The 14,690-nt window shown below is 54.5% G+C and carries 12 protein-coding genes; 7 read left to right on the forward strand and 5 right to left on the reverse strand.

The features are described from left to right. Positions 1 to 233 precede the first annotated feature (233 nt). The 4 genes from ACWHYZ_RS09660 to ACWHYZ_RS09675 form a co-directional block, all read right to left on the reverse strand. A complete protein-coding gene (locus ACWHYZ_RS09660; RefSeq protein ID WP_447987053.1) occupies positions 234 to 1,559 on the reverse strand; it encodes a cytochrome b N-terminal domain-containing protein in 1,326 nt (441 codons plus the stop codon). A 177-nt stretch (positions 1,560 to 1,736) separates the two neighbouring features. After that, complete coding sequence (locus ACWHYZ_RS09665) at positions 1,737 to 2,288, reverse strand: QcrA and Rieske domain-containing protein (RefSeq protein WP_447987054.1); 552 nt, start codon at positions 2,286 to 2,288, stop codon at positions 1,737 to 1,739. 634 nt (positions 2,289 to 2,922) lie between these two features. After that, positions 2,923 to 3,210, reverse strand: coding sequence for an HU family DNA-binding protein (locus ACWHYZ_RS09670; protein WP_447987055.1), 288 nt, complete (start codon positions 3,208 to 3,210; stop codon positions 2,923 to 2,925). A 702-nt stretch (positions 3,211 to 3,912) separates the two neighbouring features. Continuing rightward, positions 3,913 to 4,116, reverse strand: coding sequence for a LuxR C-terminal-related transcriptional regulator (locus ACWHYZ_RS09675; protein WP_447987056.1), 204 nt, complete (start codon positions 4,114 to 4,116; stop codon positions 3,913 to 3,915). Positions 4,117 to 5,528: 1,412 nt separating this feature from the next. Between ACWHYZ_RS09675 and ACWHYZ_RS09680 the strand changes: the two genes are divergently transcribed. The 3 genes from ACWHYZ_RS09680 (at position 5,529) to pfp (ending at position 9,808) form a co-directional block, all read left to right on the forward strand. Then, positions 5,529 to 6,917: a sigma-54-dependent transcriptional regulator gene (locus ACWHYZ_RS09680; RefSeq protein ID WP_447987057.1), complete on the forward strand. Its 1,389-nt coding sequence runs from the start codon at positions 5,529 to 5,531 to the stop codon at positions 6,915 to 6,917. Between the two features lie 472 nt (positions 6,918 to 7,389). After that, positions 7,390 to 7,683: a hypothetical protein gene (locus ACWHYZ_RS09685; protein ID WP_447987058.1), complete on the forward strand. Its 294-nt coding sequence runs from the start codon at positions 7,390 to 7,392 to the stop codon at positions 7,681 to 7,683. An 862-nt stretch (positions 7,684 to 8,545) separates the two neighbouring features. Next, positions 8,546 to 9,808, forward strand: coding sequence for a diphosphate--fructose-6-phosphate 1-phosphotransferase (gene pfp, locus ACWHYZ_RS09690; RefSeq protein ID WP_447987059.1), 1,263 nt, complete (start codon positions 8,546 to 8,548; stop codon positions 9,806 to 9,808). A gap of 65 nt (positions 9,809 to 9,873) precedes the next feature. Here the strand turns inward: pfp and ACWHYZ_RS09695 are convergent, their stop codons facing one another. Then, a complete protein-coding gene (locus ACWHYZ_RS09695) occupies positions 9,874 to 10,311 on the reverse strand; it encodes a hypothetical protein (RefSeq protein ID WP_447987060.1) in 438 nt (145 codons plus the stop codon). A gap of 753 nt (positions 10,312 to 11,064) precedes the next feature. Here ACWHYZ_RS09695 and ACWHYZ_RS09700 point away from each other — a divergent pair. The 4 genes from ACWHYZ_RS09700 (at position 11,065) to ACWHYZ_RS09715 (ending at position 14,498) form a co-directional block, all read left to right on the forward strand. After that, positions 11,065 to 11,244, forward strand: a complete 180-nt coding sequence (locus tag ACWHYZ_RS09700) for a hypothetical protein (protein ID WP_447987061.1) — start codon at positions 11,065 to 11,067, stop codon at positions 11,242 to 11,244. Positions 11,245 to 11,271: 27 nt separating this feature from the next. Beyond that, entirely contained in the window at positions 11,272 to 13,197 is a 1,926-nt protein-coding gene (locus tag ACWHYZ_RS09705; RefSeq protein ID WP_447987062.1) for a cytochrome ubiquinol oxidase subunit I, read from the forward strand. Positions 13,198 to 13,419: 222 nt separating this feature from the next. Continuing rightward, positions 13,420 to 13,812 carry a response regulator gene (locus ACWHYZ_RS09710; protein ID WP_447987063.1) on the forward strand — a complete coding sequence of 131 codons (393 nt, stop codon included), beginning with the start codon at positions 13,420 to 13,422 and terminating at the stop codon, positions 13,810 to 13,812. Between the two features lie 530 nt (positions 13,813 to 14,342). Then, positions 14,343 to 14,498, forward strand: a complete 156-nt coding sequence (locus tag ACWHYZ_RS09715) for an NAD(P)-binding domain-containing protein (protein WP_447987551.1) — start codon at positions 14,343 to 14,345, stop codon at positions 14,496 to 14,498. The last annotated feature ends 192 nt before the right edge of the window (positions 14,499 to 14,690 follow it).

Below are 14,690 nucleotides of genomic sequence, written 5' to 3' on the forward strand. Positions count from 1 at the left end.
ACGAACATTGGCATGACACGTCTATAATCGCGACCTCGCCACCAGTCTCGTGGTGTCTGAGTACCTAAAGATGTTAGTAGTGCGTGCGACGCTCAATAGGGCGTTGCAGAGCAAGAGAACGTGCAGGGGGAATTGTTACCAACTCTGCATCGTTGGCACTCGCCTCCCCGAACAGAACTTTTGTTCCAACACTGTGCGATCATCCAGTCAGCTATGGCATGGACTCAACTGAACTAAGTTGATCGTTTCAGGCTCAGCACGTAACTAGTTAGGTCGTTTAATTCCGGCTCGGTGAGCGGGAACTTCGGCATGATGGACCCGGGGGAGACGGACGGCGGATCGCGGAAGTGGCGTAGATGCCAGTCTCGGTCAGGACGATGATCTCCCTCATACGACAGATCAGGTCCGATCGCGCCCCCTTCTCCGTGAATCCGATGACAGCCCGCGCAACCAAAATGGGCGAAGAGTGCCTTGCCATGGGCGACACGCGGATCGGTCCGTTTCACGGCATAGAGGTTTTTGACCGAGACGCTCAGCAGGGAGAATACGAGGAGCAAGAAGAGGATTCCGGAGGCCATCGCGATGGGACGCGAGGCTGGGCTGCGTGATGTCCTCCGATCGATAAACGGCCACAGGAATAAGATGAGGATGAACACCCCCGGCAGGACCCAAGTGGCTAGTGGTTCTAGCGGGCCGTGGACGTGCTTCAGGAACTCATAATAAAAGAGAAAGTACCACTCGGGCACCGGAACGAAACTGGTATCGGAGGGATCGGCCTTGTCGGTGAGTGGAAAGGGTACCAGGACTGCCATGGCGACGAGGACAGCAAACACCGCTAGCATCACCATGGCATCCATATAAACCTGCCGTGGATAAAAAGCCTCGCGGCGGGCGGCCGCTTTGGCCTCATCCCAAGGCCCAGCTGGCCCGACCCGACGGAGAATAAACAGATGGAGTCCGACCCCGACCAAAATCACCGCGGGCAAGAAGAGGACATGGACGGCAAAAAACCGGGACAGGGTGAGCGCGCCCAGCGTGTCTCCGCCTCGCATCACCTTGACGAGAACGTCCCCCACGATGGGCACCGTGCCGACCATGTTGATTCCGACCTGCGTGGCCCAGTAGGCTGTCTGGTCCCACGGCAGCAGATAGCCAGTAAAGGCAAATGCCATGACCAGCAGGAGCAACCCCACGCCAACCATCCACATCAATTCCCGAGGTGGCTTATAGGCGCCATATAGGAAGACCTGGAGCATGTGCAGACCGACGGCCACGACCACGCCCGACGCGCCCCAGTGATGCAATCCTCGGACAAACCACCCGAAGGTCACCTGGGTCTCGATGAACTGCACGCTGTCGTACGCATGACCCGGCGTGGGGACATAATACACCGCGAGAAGCATGCCGGTGATGGCCTGAAGTCCGAACAAGAACAGCGTGGCCGATCCGAACACATAAATCCAACTCGCCCCGCCGGGGATTGGTTCATCGAGCAGCGTGCGTTCGACGGATTTGAGATTGAGCCGACGGTCGACCCATTCGTAAAGTCTAGACGCCACAGATTATCTCCTCCCTGCACACATGGCGGAATGGGACCATTTAATGGGATCTTTCGCCCGCACCACGATAACGTCGGCTAGAGATATGATCCCGTCCTCAGGATGAACACTGCGGCTACCCAAAAATGCTCGAAAGCCTCTGTGTCTGTCACTCATCTGACAGATTGCCTTCGACACTCATCGTTCCACCTGAGCAGCGATACCGACTTTAAATTCCTTATCGATCACCTGAAGCTGACCATTCTCAACCTTGGTCGGCAGTGCATCCAGCTGGCGAGGAGCTGGTCCTGCGAGAACCTTTCCTGACACATCGTAGACACTGCCATGACAGGGACACCGAAACTTCCGTTCCTCCCCATCCCAGTGATAACCGCACCCAAGATGCGTGCAGAGGGGTGAGAAGACGGTGATTTGGCCATCGGCTTGCTTTATCGCCCAGATTGCCTTATGAGCTTTCGTTTCCAGATACCCATCGTGAAGCGTTGTCATATAATCCAGCTGAGTCGGTTCCCCGAGCGGAAGGTCGTCGACGTTTCCGACAGCGACCCAGGGTTTCTCACGCCGTTTCAGTGCCGGAAATGTCAGGTATCCAATAAACGGAATGGCGAAACTGAATCCGATAAGGCCGGCCGCGGTTGCGGTTGCCCATTGGAAGAACGTCCGGCGCGAACCGAGTGCGGTGTCAAGGCCAAGCACTTTCGTATGCTTCGGCTCTTCATGAGATTTCATTAAATGCCCCTCTCAAATGCGCAAGGTTGCAGCTGCGTGAGGCGCCGGCAAGAAGACACGGTTTGCCAGAGACTCTCCCGGTTCAACGGTGAGGTAAGCAAACAGCGTTCCCAATTAAGGCGTGCTGATAGGCCCTGATTAATCACACAGAATGTGCACGATCACTTTCAATGCGGCGGGGCTAACTTCGGGGCCACGAGATCCACCACGACATCTCGTGGTTTTCCACATATAACGCTGCCTGTTCACCATCGAACGACCACCACGACCTATGATGCTCTTGAGCGGGTCAGTCGGGTCAGTTATCCCGATAGTGTTACCATAAGCATGACCTGTAACAATTTGGTGGACGGTGGGAAGCCAGAATGGCAGCGGGCCAGTTCAGGAGGGCTGACGAAGTGGACGTATTTCGATGGGGTAATCCTTACCGGTCCGCGTGGTTTCCGCCATTGGGGTTGGCCTCACACCACTGCGTGAACAGGCTCTATGAATGCAGGGGGGCACCGCGCCCTATGCTTGTGTCAAGGACATCTGGGCGAACCACGAATCATGCCATATGGCCCGGGAAAGAAGACGTGCCGTAGGGCAGCGGAGGACCCCCACCCGCCGTGCTGGCAATGCGTTGTGGGGATGATTATTTTTTCCCGAGGATCGCATCCTTGGCCGCCTTCGCGATCCGGAACTTGACCACTCGCTTGGCCGCGATCTTGATCGCTTCGCCGGTCTGCGGATTGCGCCCCATGCGCGCCTTACGGTTCATGAGCACGAGCTTCCCGATGCCTGGAATCGTAAACGTGTTTTTGGCTTCCTTATAGGCGAGTTCATTGAAGGCATCAAAAAAGTCACCGGCGACCTTTTTCGAGACGCCCGCTTTCTCGGCGAGATGGGTGAGGACTTGTGACTTAGTCATTGCTTTGGCCATACAACCTCCTGAATAGTTAAGAGAGCAGACAGTGATGCGCGCTCTCTTGTAGGGAGTTGCGTATCATCTGTCAAGCTCGATCCTGCTCGCAACTGAATCCGCTGCTATGTGGAACGTTTTTGCGCTGCCTGACTCAGATCTGTTTATCGGGGACCACTTCTTGGAGTTCTCCGTTCGTTTGAATGTCTTGATAGGCCAAGAGATAACAAACTCTCACCCTGCTTCGGCTTCTAGCATTTAGCTGTGGGCGCGCCGAGTTTGCGGATCGAATCAGTTGATCCGAGCGTGGGATACCATTGTTCGAATTGCGCACGGAAATCGTAAAATCATTCTCAGGTTCGGAGCTGAAGCAGTCCGTGTCTGATAGGATCGACCTGCCATAGACAGTGCATGTCTCCTAATGTTGAACGTATGATTCATTTCATTGCAGGTCGACATAGAGCATACATAAGCGTCCTGCATCTGCCGTATGATCTCTAGCTCCGGCTTTACCGCCTTTAGCCCAATTTACTGCCAACTGCAATCTTACTAAGCTACCTGTCCCTCGCTGAGGAGTGGGAGGATGTTTTGGGAAGCATTCGCGTCACCGTGCTCGTTCCGCGGCGTCCGGGATTAACGTCTTGTTTGGCCCAACTTCATCTGTTTCGAGCGGCTTCGTGCTGGAGTTGGCTTTATATGCCCTTGTTTCCACCGACTATTGTCTCAGAGCATCAGGCTCGTTTTCAGGGCCCGGGTGATCAATTGCGCCATATTCTTAACCGTTAATTTCTTCATCAAACTGAATCGGTGCGCTTCGACTGTTTGCACGGACAAGTTCAACTGTGTGGCGACTTCACGCGAGGTCGCGCCATTCACAATATATCTCAATACTTGGTGTTCTCGCTGAGTTAGATGTGTGGACGGCATGGAACTCCTATAATCAGGGACCCTGTCCGGATGGAACACCAGCCCACGGCAGAGAGAGACCGCATTAAGTACGAGCGCTGTGACGAATAAGCTTGAAGCTCCATCGCTCCATTCATGGAGCACAACGTCTCCATAGCGATTCCAGTGGCAGTGTATTACGAAGCCTCATCTTATGGCTAGGACAAAGCGACTACTATCACCACGGTGCCCGATCGGTAGGGATCGGTCTCAGCCCGACCCCGCCATACCCCATGCATCGCTGGCTCCTCAATCACAGAGAGCGTTAAACTATGGACGGAGCCTCCTCGTTATGCGATTTGAATATCTTAATGGGCAACGTGCTTGACCGATGGATCGTGCACATAAATCTAGGTATCTGGAAAGAGATGGCGGCGGTCAATAATGAGGCAGATGGCCAGCCTTCACTAAGTCATACGCAGCCCCACCCTTTGAGGTCGTCTCAGAATCCCGTATTGTCTTCTTCTCTGCTTTCGCCGACACGACCTAAAATGCATCCACGAAAGCGGTGCCGTTGGAGGTACAGCGTTCCCATTTGATGTGCTGAGAGCGTGAATCATAGCAACAGAATTACAATGTGGTCGCTTTTCATGCGGCGGGATTGATTTCGTGGTCCGTTATATTTCGTGGCTTTTCTCGATGCATGGCATCACGGTATGTACGCGTTCTGTAACACATCCTGGATTCGTATGCCTGGCGCGCCATGGTTTGGCGCCCCCTCGATTCCACCTGGACTTGCCCATCAGTGCCTCATAGCTGAATATGGCTAAACGGCTGGTTCGCGTTGCTCCTCCAACGTCAACTGCACTGGGGCGCATCCCAGCCATCACCGTTGCTCCTCCAACGTCAACTGCACTGGGGCGCATCCCAGCCATCACCGTCACGAATCAGCGGCCGACTCCGTTCCGACGGACCACAATCGCCCACGAAACGCTCGCCCAGCGTAGCTCCAGTTTGCCAGCCAACTTTGCCGAGAGAACACTGAGACTGCACGCTTAAGCGTTGGAGATGGCGAGGACATCCAATGCGGCCAGCGTGCGAGATGTGGTGGTCGGGCAGGCGAAGATCGTGTGCGATGCTATCGCCCTCAGAGGAACCTCACCGTTGATCGAATCCGGCCAGATTCGAAAGCAGGTCGCGGCAGGTCTGACCGTAGAGAATACATGGATGATCGCGACGCTTTACCAACAGGGGTCTGAACGACTGACAATCACGGAAAATACTTTGAGGCGTTGGCGAAACACTCGAAGCGGAATATCCATGAACATTCTGAGTGGCATTATTCTCGCATTGCTCTCTGTCGCAATATTATCGATGCGCATGCAGAGACCACCGCACGAATGTGGCTACCCTTACGGCAGCAGTCCCGACTCACGACGTTTTCATGGCAGACTATGCGCGCGACAATTTTCGTCACAGATGATGAACCAGCGATTCGATCCGCCGTCGTCAAACGGCTGATGCGACGACAGCATGTGGTATCCGGATTTGACTCCGGCGACACGCTGATTAGCGCACTCGACCATGACATCCCGGACCTCATCCTGCTCGATCTAAAAATGCCCGGCCTCTCGGGCCTCGATACGCTGAAAGCCATCTATCCCAAATCGCCGCAGTCGCTCGTCATCATGTTAACCGCCTATGGCACCGTGCAGGATGCGGTGGAAGCGATGAAGCTGGGCGCCTACGACTTCGTCATCAAGACGGTGGATCTGGAAGGCTTGGACCAAGTGGTCGACCGGGCACTCGAACTGCTCGCGCTGCGTCGGCGGCTGATGTACCAAATGGAGCGGGAAGGCGACCAGTATGCGATGGATCACCTCATCGCCGAAAGCGCTGCCATGCAACATCTCGTCGGTCAGATTCGCGAGTTGTCCCACAATCCCAAAAGCAACGTGCTGCTCCTGGGCGAGACGGGCACCGGAAAAGAATTCGTTGCGCGCGTCTTGCACCACAATGGCAGGCGAGCCTCGGCCCCGTTCATCGCCGTGTACTGTACGACGATCGCACGCGAGCTGTTTGAAAGCGAGCTGTTCGGACATGAACGCGGAGCCTTTACAGGCGCCCATCAGCGTAAGGTCGGCCTCCTGGATCGTGCCGAAAGTGGGACACTGTTTCTTGACGAGATCGGTGATCTCGATGTCGGGATGCAAGCGAAACTACTTCGCGTCCTGCAGGAACGGACATTTCGGCGCGTCGGAGGCACGGAAGACATTGCCGTGGATTTTCGCTTGATCGCAGCGACGAATCGGGACCTCAAAAAGGAAGTCGCCCGCGGGGCCTTTCGTGAAGATCTGTACTTCCGCCTTAATGTGGTCACATTTGAGCTGCCGCCGCTTCGAAAGCGTGTCGAGGATATCCTGCCGCTCTCGATGCGCGCCCTGGTTCATTATGGACGGGAATTCGGCAAGGAGGTGACCGAAATCGACGCGGAGGCGCGCGCCATTCTCGAACGCTATGCGTATCCCGGCAATATCCGGGAGCTACAAAACATTATCGAACGCGCCATGATTTTCTGCCATGGGCGCACATTAACCGCCAGCTATCTCCCGCGAGAGCTTCATGAAGCCGCCACGCATACGGCGGTGGCGGTGCCGCAAGGCGACCAGCAGATGGTTCGCGTCGAGATGGTCCTGGGCAAACAGACGCTCGCCGATATGGATATGGCCATTATCGAAGAAGTCTTGCGCGTCGCCGGCTACAACAAGAGCCTGGCGGCAAAACAGTTAGGCTTAACCAGATTTGCATTGATTCGCCGATTGAAAAGGGTCGGTAACGGGTAAGTCAGGCTCTCGTCGTTCGAGTGCTCACCCGATCCTTTTATGCCGCTGATGTGCGAGCGCGTGACGGGGACTCTTCCTTCATTCGAGTTCTTCCCCATGAGTGTCTCTTAGTCATCTTATTCGTCGTCCCATTTCACCAAATGCGATTCCACTGCTGCAGTGTCGCGCCCCCTGCCAGTCGGACGTCTGCCCCAACGTTTCCCACATTCCATTGGATGGCACTATGCTGACGTGTGCGGGCCCAACGCCTCGTGGAAAACCACGAGATCACACAGGCCTCAATGTGAGCACCCTCTGCATTGGAAGTGATCATACTGGCATTCTGTTGCTTTGCCAGTTGTTAGCCCACATCTAATAGGCACGGTGCTTGCTCCCTTACGACTGCGTGACTTTTGTGACCCCATAACAGGTTCAGTTGGTGTGGATCAGCAGACACCACACAGCGGCCTATGAGGACGAGAAGGGAACAATAATGAAACTACAAGCTCAGTCCGTTCAGACAATGAAGGCTCAACACACTTCGACTGTAATCTTGCAGGTCGGAGACTCACTCGTGAGACTGACTGCGCACCAAGCCCGTCGGTTAGCCTCGGTTCTCGTCGCCCAAGCAGATGCCGTCACGCTTACCGGGACAGAGTCGGCGGACGCGTTTCTTGTTGATGGATGGATCGCCAAGTCATCTCAACTCCGTCGCTCCCACACAAGAATGCTTCTGATTGCCTGCCGTCCATCGAAGGTAGTTCTCCGAGAAGCGAATCCGGTTTGATGCCTGTACGGGTGCCAGGCTGAGGATGATGGAGGATGTCCAGATCTCGCTGGCGGGGGCTGTTATCTTGCACGAGTCAACACTTCAACTCCGGTACTCTGAATCGAGTTCTCTCTGCTACTTATCTCAGGAATACTCTACTAGGTCACATACAGCAAGGTTCTGTGACATCTTCTCGAGAGATCACCCCCGCATCTGCACAGCTCGGCTCGAATCCTCAGGATCGTACCTCGAATCCTCAGGATCGTACGTAGCAGTATAAAAGACTTGACGTGGGCGCATGGCTTGGCTCGCGGTCTCCTTTTCTTCGTGACTATTCACTATTCTCATGAAGGTTCGAGGACGGTCACGACTTTACAGGCTACACATACCTTCGCTTCCGATGTTGCCCAACATGCTGAATGTTTTACGACTCACACCAGACTTCACGTGGCGCAATGAGAACTTTTCGGGCGTGGAGAGAAGTGGCATTAGAATTGTGTGTAGGTTTGAAGACCCATAGGAAGGGGCGAGCGGATCGCCGACAGGTTGAAGGGGGAGCAAACAGGTGAGGAATATCGCCCGAGCTAACAAGAGCGCACCCATGGAGAGAGAGGTCTAACAAGGCCGATCATCTGATGATGTCTGGTGGTTAGGAGACATGGCCTCGGCCTTGAGAGAACGAACTAGTGGTCAGTTCACAGGATCTAGGGCATCTCTCAAGGGCCGCTGAATGATTGGCTTGAAGCTGAACTCAAAGCCATGAGGCTCAAAAGAGTGCCACCCGTACCTATAAAAGTTCTAATGCATAGTCGACGACACAAGAATCATTAGATCTTCGGCATGACCCGAGCACCTACACATGAGGGGGACGGCTAACGCAATGACTACAGAACGAAAGCAAGGAATTATCGGCATCCTGGTTGGCGGGGGGCCGGCGCCAGGAATCAATAGCGTGATTGGAGCCGCGGTGATTCAAACCATCATGAACGGCCAGAGTGTCCTAGGGATACGAAACGGCTTCCGATCGATTATGGAAGGTGACACAAGTCAGGTGACACCGTTGTCCATTGATGAGGTGAGTCGGATCCATTTTCATGGCGGCTCGTATTTGGGTACGTCACGCGCCAATCCCACAAAGACAGCCGAGTCTCTTGAAAAGACCCTGAAAACATTACTGGCCTTGCGGCTCACCGGGCTCATTACGATCGGCGGGGACGACACGGCGTTTTCCGCGTTGAAACTCCAACAAATGGCGGGAGGGAGGCTGCAGATCGTGCACGTCCCAAAGACGATTGACAATGACCTGGAACTTCCTCACGGGATATCCACCTTTGGATTTCAAACGGCCCGCCATGACGGCGTCCACCTTCTAAAGAATCTGATGGTCGACGCACAAACTACGTCGCGGTGGTATTTCGTCGTGACTATGGGTCGCAAGGCTGGTCATTTGGCGCTCGGTGTCGGCAAGGCTGCAGGCGCAACACTGACGATCATTCCTGAAGAGTTTCGCATCAAACCGGTTCGACTCGGCACGCTCGCCGATATTTTAATCGGTGCCATTGCGAAACGGTTGACCTTGGGGCGTCCCGACGGTGTCGCAGTCTTGGCCGAGGGCCTGGCTGAACTGTTGGACCCGGATGAGCTATCCGGATTCGGAAGTATCACTGAGGACCCACATGGTCATCTGAGACTAGCGGAGGTGAATATCGGCGAGCTGCTGAAGTGTGAGGTGGAAAAACAGTTAGCCTCGTTCGGCATCGTGTGTACCATCGTTGAGAAAAGTATCGGGTATGAACTACGGTGCGCCGATCCAATCCCCTATGACATGGAGTACACCAGGGATCTCGGCTATTGCGCAGCCCAATTTCTCATGGACGGTGGCAACGCGGCGATGGTATCCATTCAAAATGGCCGCTTTACCCCAATTCCATTTGGCCGCATGTTAGATCCTGCAACAGGCCGAACACAAGTTCGGATGGTAGACATTGCATCGGAGTCCTATCACGTTGCCCGCCGGTTTATGGTTCGGCTCTCCTCTGAAGATTTCGAAAATCCAACGATGCTGGAGCGGCATGCCGCCACGGTTGGAATGACACCTCATGCATTTCGCGATCGGTTTGGATATCTGGTGACGGAGGCATGAAGGGAACGGTTCTGTTGCCTCTGTCATTCAGAAAGATGTTGCTCAAACGGCGTATGCTCTGAACGTCATCCGGCTCGGGCCGGAGCCTCACGTCCCCGCGCAGCAAGAGGTGCGGGCGGAGCTTCTTGTATTGCGGCTGGTGAACGGATCGCAGAACGTTCGGCTTTGAGCGGTATGATGAGTTTCGCGGACGTCCCATGTCCGGGACGAGAGTCGATCTCAAGGCGACCAGCGAGCGGCTCGACGCGTTCGCGCATGTTGAATGGAACGAATATCCCTTCCGCAGACGAGCGCCGGGTAGCCGACCTCTCGAAGCCCATCCCGCGGGTCCATTCCAACCGCTTCAAGGTAGTCCCCCGACCGTCGCAGGGACAGGTGGCTTCCATTGTTGGTGCATGTTTCAGGACATTCCATAGCAACTCCTGAATGGATTGGTACGTGATCGTGAGCGTCTCTTCATTGAGTACCTTCGGAGCCCCATCGTCTTGCACCGTGACGATCATCCCGTGCCGCTGCATTTTCTGAACGAGAATATTTGCTCGTGCCTTCTACTCTATTACCCGCATCGCAGCCTACGTCCCAGAGCCTAGCCCATTGCAGGAGAGGAGTTGTTGGAGCTTCTACGGTCTTTTGAATGCGATGACTGAGTGGGCCGTACTGTCTGGTTGCATGCTGTTGGTTAGTCCAGACTTTAAAGCACTGTCGCGGGAAATGTTCAAATTGCGTGGTGGTAAGCTGGTGCCATAACTCATGCTGACACACCGAGTTGCGTACAAGGATGGATTGTTAGGTGCAGACTCTGAAGCCGTCTTACCCAAACTGAAGAAATCACCACATTGGCTGGATGCCACCACAAACGGAGGAACGACGTAACGTCCTCCGTCTTGTCGTAGTGTTCAGCGGCCCAAGTGCATGGCCGATAGGTCAGCATCGCGCAATCCCCCATTGTCGTTCATCAGTCTCCTTCTCAGCTAAACCTTTTCGCAGCATCCCAACGGCGCCTGCGCGTTTTATCGTGGATTGTCGTTGCTTGCCACGGCGAGCCATCGCTCCGCACGTTATGGCCCATGTGGACCGCGCGCAATATCGCCTGAATTTCCAGGATATGGCGTGTGTGGTTCGTTCTACGGCTGAAGGGTATGAGGAATGCAGTGCACCCATATAGGGCGCCGGGGAAACCACAGTTTAATCGACCGAGGCAATGGAACACATACGGTTCGGCCAGAAGGAGTCGTTCTGAAACTGAGGAATACAAGATGATCATCGACGGTGCAACTTTTGAAACGATCTTTGCAGTGTTGTCCGCGCTAGGCGCAGTGATCCTAGGCATTGCCAATATTGCTCTGCTAAAGCCTCCAGTCAGTGTGACCGTGACCCCGCGCGCGCCTAAGACGACTATGCGCATCATCACGCGGCGGGTGCTCTGGTCTCGTTGACCATTAGGCCAGACAAAAGGAGAACCTATGGAACGGCAAAGGATGTCGATACTACTTTTAAAAGTAAGCCTTATGGCACTCGTCACGATCTGGTTTTTGGGTATGCCGGCGTTTGATGCACCGAGCGTCGCGGTGGTACAGGCCCAAGAACATGCCGCTGGCTCGGCGGATGAAAAGGTGGCGCCCGGCGATTCAAGCGAAAAGGCACGGGATGTGTACTATAAGACGGAAGGGATCGTCTCGGGTCCGCCGGCGCCAACCACAACGGATGGCACAAAGGACTATCCTCGCTATAATTTCGAAAGTCGCGTGCTCATATGGATTGCCAACCAACAACATCTGTACTACGGCAGTTTTGTGTTAGCCGTACCCATCTTTTGCATGATTATCGAATTCATCGGGATGGTGACGAAAGACCAGGGGCTCGCGAAGCGCTATGACCGCTTGGCGTACGATTTCATCAGAATCAGCCTGACGGCCTATTCGATTACCGCCATACTCGGCGGGATTCTCCTATTCACGTTTCTCGTGCTGTATCCGACGTTCTTCGGCTATCTCTCCGGCATTTTCCGGCCGGTCATGCACATCTACGCCCTGCTTTTTGTCGCCGAGAGCGGCACGCTGTATATCTACTACTATGGGTGGGACAAAATGCGGACCGGTTTGCTGAAATGGGTGCATCTCAGTATGTCAGTGATTCTCAACGTCATTGGCACGGTATTGATGTTTCTAGCGAATTCTTGGATTGCTTTCATGATGTCGCCGGCCGGAGTGGACGACCAAGGCCGGTATCTCGGAAACATCTGGCATGCCATCCATACTGCGCTCTGGAACCCGTTAAACCTCCATCGCGTCCTCGGCAATATGGCGTTTGGCGGGAGCGTTGTCGCCGCCTATGCGGCCTATAAGTTCGTGTCGGCAAAAGCCGAAGAAGAAAGGGCCCACTACGATTGGATGGGCTACGTCGCGATGTTCATCGCGGTGCTCTTTCTCATCCCGCTACCCTTTGCCGGCTATTGGTTGATGCGTGAGGTGTATGCCTATCGCCAGCAGATGGGCATCACCCTCATGGGTGGTCTGCTCGCATGGCTGTTCATCATCCAAGCCACCATGATTGGCGCGCTCTTTCTTACCTCCAGCTATTATCTGTGGCAGTGCATGGACCGGATGCCGGGGGCCGAAAAATACCAACGCTACATTAAGTACGTGATCTTCGTCATGGCGGTGAGCTTCCTGGTATTTATCACGCCGCATACCATGGTCATGACCCCGACCGAATTGAAAGCGATGGGCGGACAGCAGCATCCTGTGCTGGGCAATTACGGCGTGATGTCGGCAAAGAACGGCGGCGTTAATATGCTGATCGTGTGCACGATACTCAGCTTTATTTGGTACCAGCGTGGGAACAAAGTCCTCACTGTCTCATGGGCGAAGGCGGGCAACATCTTTATGGGCTGCTTCTTTGGCATGGCAGCGGTCAACATCATCTGGCTCGCTGTGTACGGTTATTACATCCCGGCCAACGTCCGGGTCGGGCTCTCCGTTCCGCAAGTTGCCACTACTCTCTCCTGCCTCCTACTCATGACGCCGTTGAACCTCGCGCTGCTGAAGGGCGCGAAACCAGGGCCGGTGCTGTGGGGCAAGATGTCGCGTCGTTCACAGTATGCATTGATCATGCTGGCAACGGAATTCACCTGGATGATGGCGCTCATGGGGTACATCCGATCGTCCGTCCGCCTGTTTTGGCACGTCAATGAAATCATGCGAGACAATTCTCCGTGGGCGTACACCCATACAGTAGGATTTGCTGCCAACATGATCTCCTTCAACGTGCTGTTCTTCTGGATCAGCATTCTGTTCGTCTTCTGGTTGGGAACTTTGGGAGCGAAGAAACTCGGGCAAGAAGACAAGGTGCCTTTGCCTGGTGCCGAGCCGGCTCCCGCTCGCACCTGACTCGGCCAGAGATCCATGAATGGGAGACCCACGCACACTCTCGAGCGAGCGGCTGCTTGGAGAAGAAACGATTGTTCATGCTATGTGAATATTTCAGTGGATGCAGAAATGAACGACCTGAATGGACTGACGTCTTTAATTTTGCCGTGCGGTTCAAAGCCCCCCACTTGTTTTCGTGACGGTTCGGAACCGCTCGTGCGGGACTGTTATTAAGCAGGTGTAATGGAAAACATGGTCGGGTCGAAAATTCGCATATTACTGGTCGATGATCATCAGATCATCCGCGAAGGGTTGCGGAGCATTATCGAAGAACAAGCTGATTTGGAGATTGTGGCAGAGGCCGCAGACGGTGAAATGGCGATCGAAGCGGCACGTCAATTCCGACCCGATGTCGTGATCATGGACGTGAACATGCCGCGGATGAATGGATTGGAGGCCACACGGCAGATCAAGGCTGAATTGCCACGGATCAGGGTCATTGGGCTCTCCATGCATGGGGATCAGCGCATGGCCGTTGCGATGCAGGAAACCGGGGGGTCGGCCTATCTCTCAAAGAGCGGCTCGGTCGATGTGCTCTGTAGCACCATCCGAAGCAGCATGGCGAAAGTCTCTTAATGCAATAGGTTCTCTCTAAAGCGTGTCGCGAGCGCCCCTAGTCATCTTAAATCTGAGGATGCGCAATGAATGCAGCTCCCTGACGAAGTTTCAGCTCGAACGCAAAAGCTTCCTGATATAGGAATGCCGCGACTTCTTGGCTTTACTGTCGGCCTGGAGCTTGCTGTTTGAATTCCGTACAGGATCCACGTCGGGCTCTGCTCATCGGAGGACACCTCCTTGCGATTAGGCCTAAGTGATGCTCGTCTTGACGAAGACATACGACATCGCCATGGCGGCTACTAAAAAAAGGTCATCAGTGATTGAGGGGGCACGAGATATCAGGCCTGGACCTTCAATGGTCAGTTTCCCTGCGCATGTGTCCGGTCATGAAAGACGATACGATCAAGTGAACGCTGACAAATCTCAGTAGAGGAAATCAAAGGCAACTGCCATCTATGTTCTGCCAGTCTGCAATCGTCGTGGCGCGATAAACCTGTGCGATACGAAACGAAAGGAGCCTGTCCATGCACTTCAAAATGATTGGACGAATGGGCAGTAACATGGTGAGTCGACTAATGAGGCACAGCCATGAGTGCATCGTCTACGAGCTTCACCGCCGTGCGGTAGATGATCTGGTACAGAAAGGATCGCTGGGTGCTATGTCGCTCGTCGCGCGGACGGGAGATGAAGGGCGGCCCGGCTGAGCAGTGATCTTTGCCTTGGGACGAAACGGCGCTGTATTTCGTCAAGAATGAGCTGATTAGTGCAGAGAGTGATGCAGGGTACGCGTGGCGCCGGACAAACACGATTACCATACGAGCGGAGGAGAGACCCCGAATTGAAGTCGAACATTATAGGATGAGCATACGCACCAACGCGAGCTGATTAAACGTGCG

This window comes from Nitrospira sp. Nam74 (assembly GCF_965152615.1).

Coding starts and splice junctions, on each gene's coding strand:
- ACWHYZ_RS09665 (WP_447987054.1), bottom strand. CDS start 2,288: ATGAAATCTCATGAAGAGCCGAAGCATACGAAAGTGCTTGGCCTTGAC.
- ACWHYZ_RS09670 (WP_447987055.1), bottom strand. CDS start 3,210: ATGGCCAAAGCAATGACTAAGTCACAAGTCCTCACCCATCTCGCCGAG.
- ACWHYZ_RS09675 (WP_447987056.1), bottom strand. CDS start 4,116: ATGCCGTCCACACATCTAACTCAGCGAGAACACCAAGTATTGAGATAT.
- ACWHYZ_RS09680 (WP_447987057.1), top strand. CDS start 5,529: ATGCGCGCGACAATTTTCGTCACAGATGATGAACCAGCGATTCGATCC.
- ACWHYZ_RS09685 (WP_447987058.1), top strand. CDS start 7,390: ATGAAACTACAAGCTCAGTCCGTTCAGACAATGAAGGCTCAACACACT.
- pfp (WP_447987059.1), top strand. CDS start 8,546: ATGACTACAGAACGAAAGCAAGGAATTATCGGCATCCTGGTTGGCGGG.
- ACWHYZ_RS09695 (WP_447987060.1), bottom strand. CDS start 10,311: ATGATCGTCACGGTGCAAGACGATGGGGCTCCGAAGGTACTCAATGAA.
- ACWHYZ_RS09700 (WP_447987061.1), top strand. CDS start 11,065: ATGATCATCGACGGTGCAACTTTTGAAACGATCTTTGCAGTGTTGTCC.
- ACWHYZ_RS09705 (WP_447987062.1), top strand. CDS start 11,272: ATGGAACGGCAAAGGATGTCGATACTACTTTTAAAAGTAAGCCTTATG.
- ACWHYZ_RS09710 (WP_447987063.1), top strand. CDS start 13,420: ATGGAAAACATGGTCGGGTCGAAAATTCGCATATTACTGGTCGATGAT.
- ACWHYZ_RS09715 (WP_447987551.1), top strand. CDS start 14,343: ATGGGCAGTAACATGGTGAGTCGACTAATGAGGCACAGCCATGAGTGC.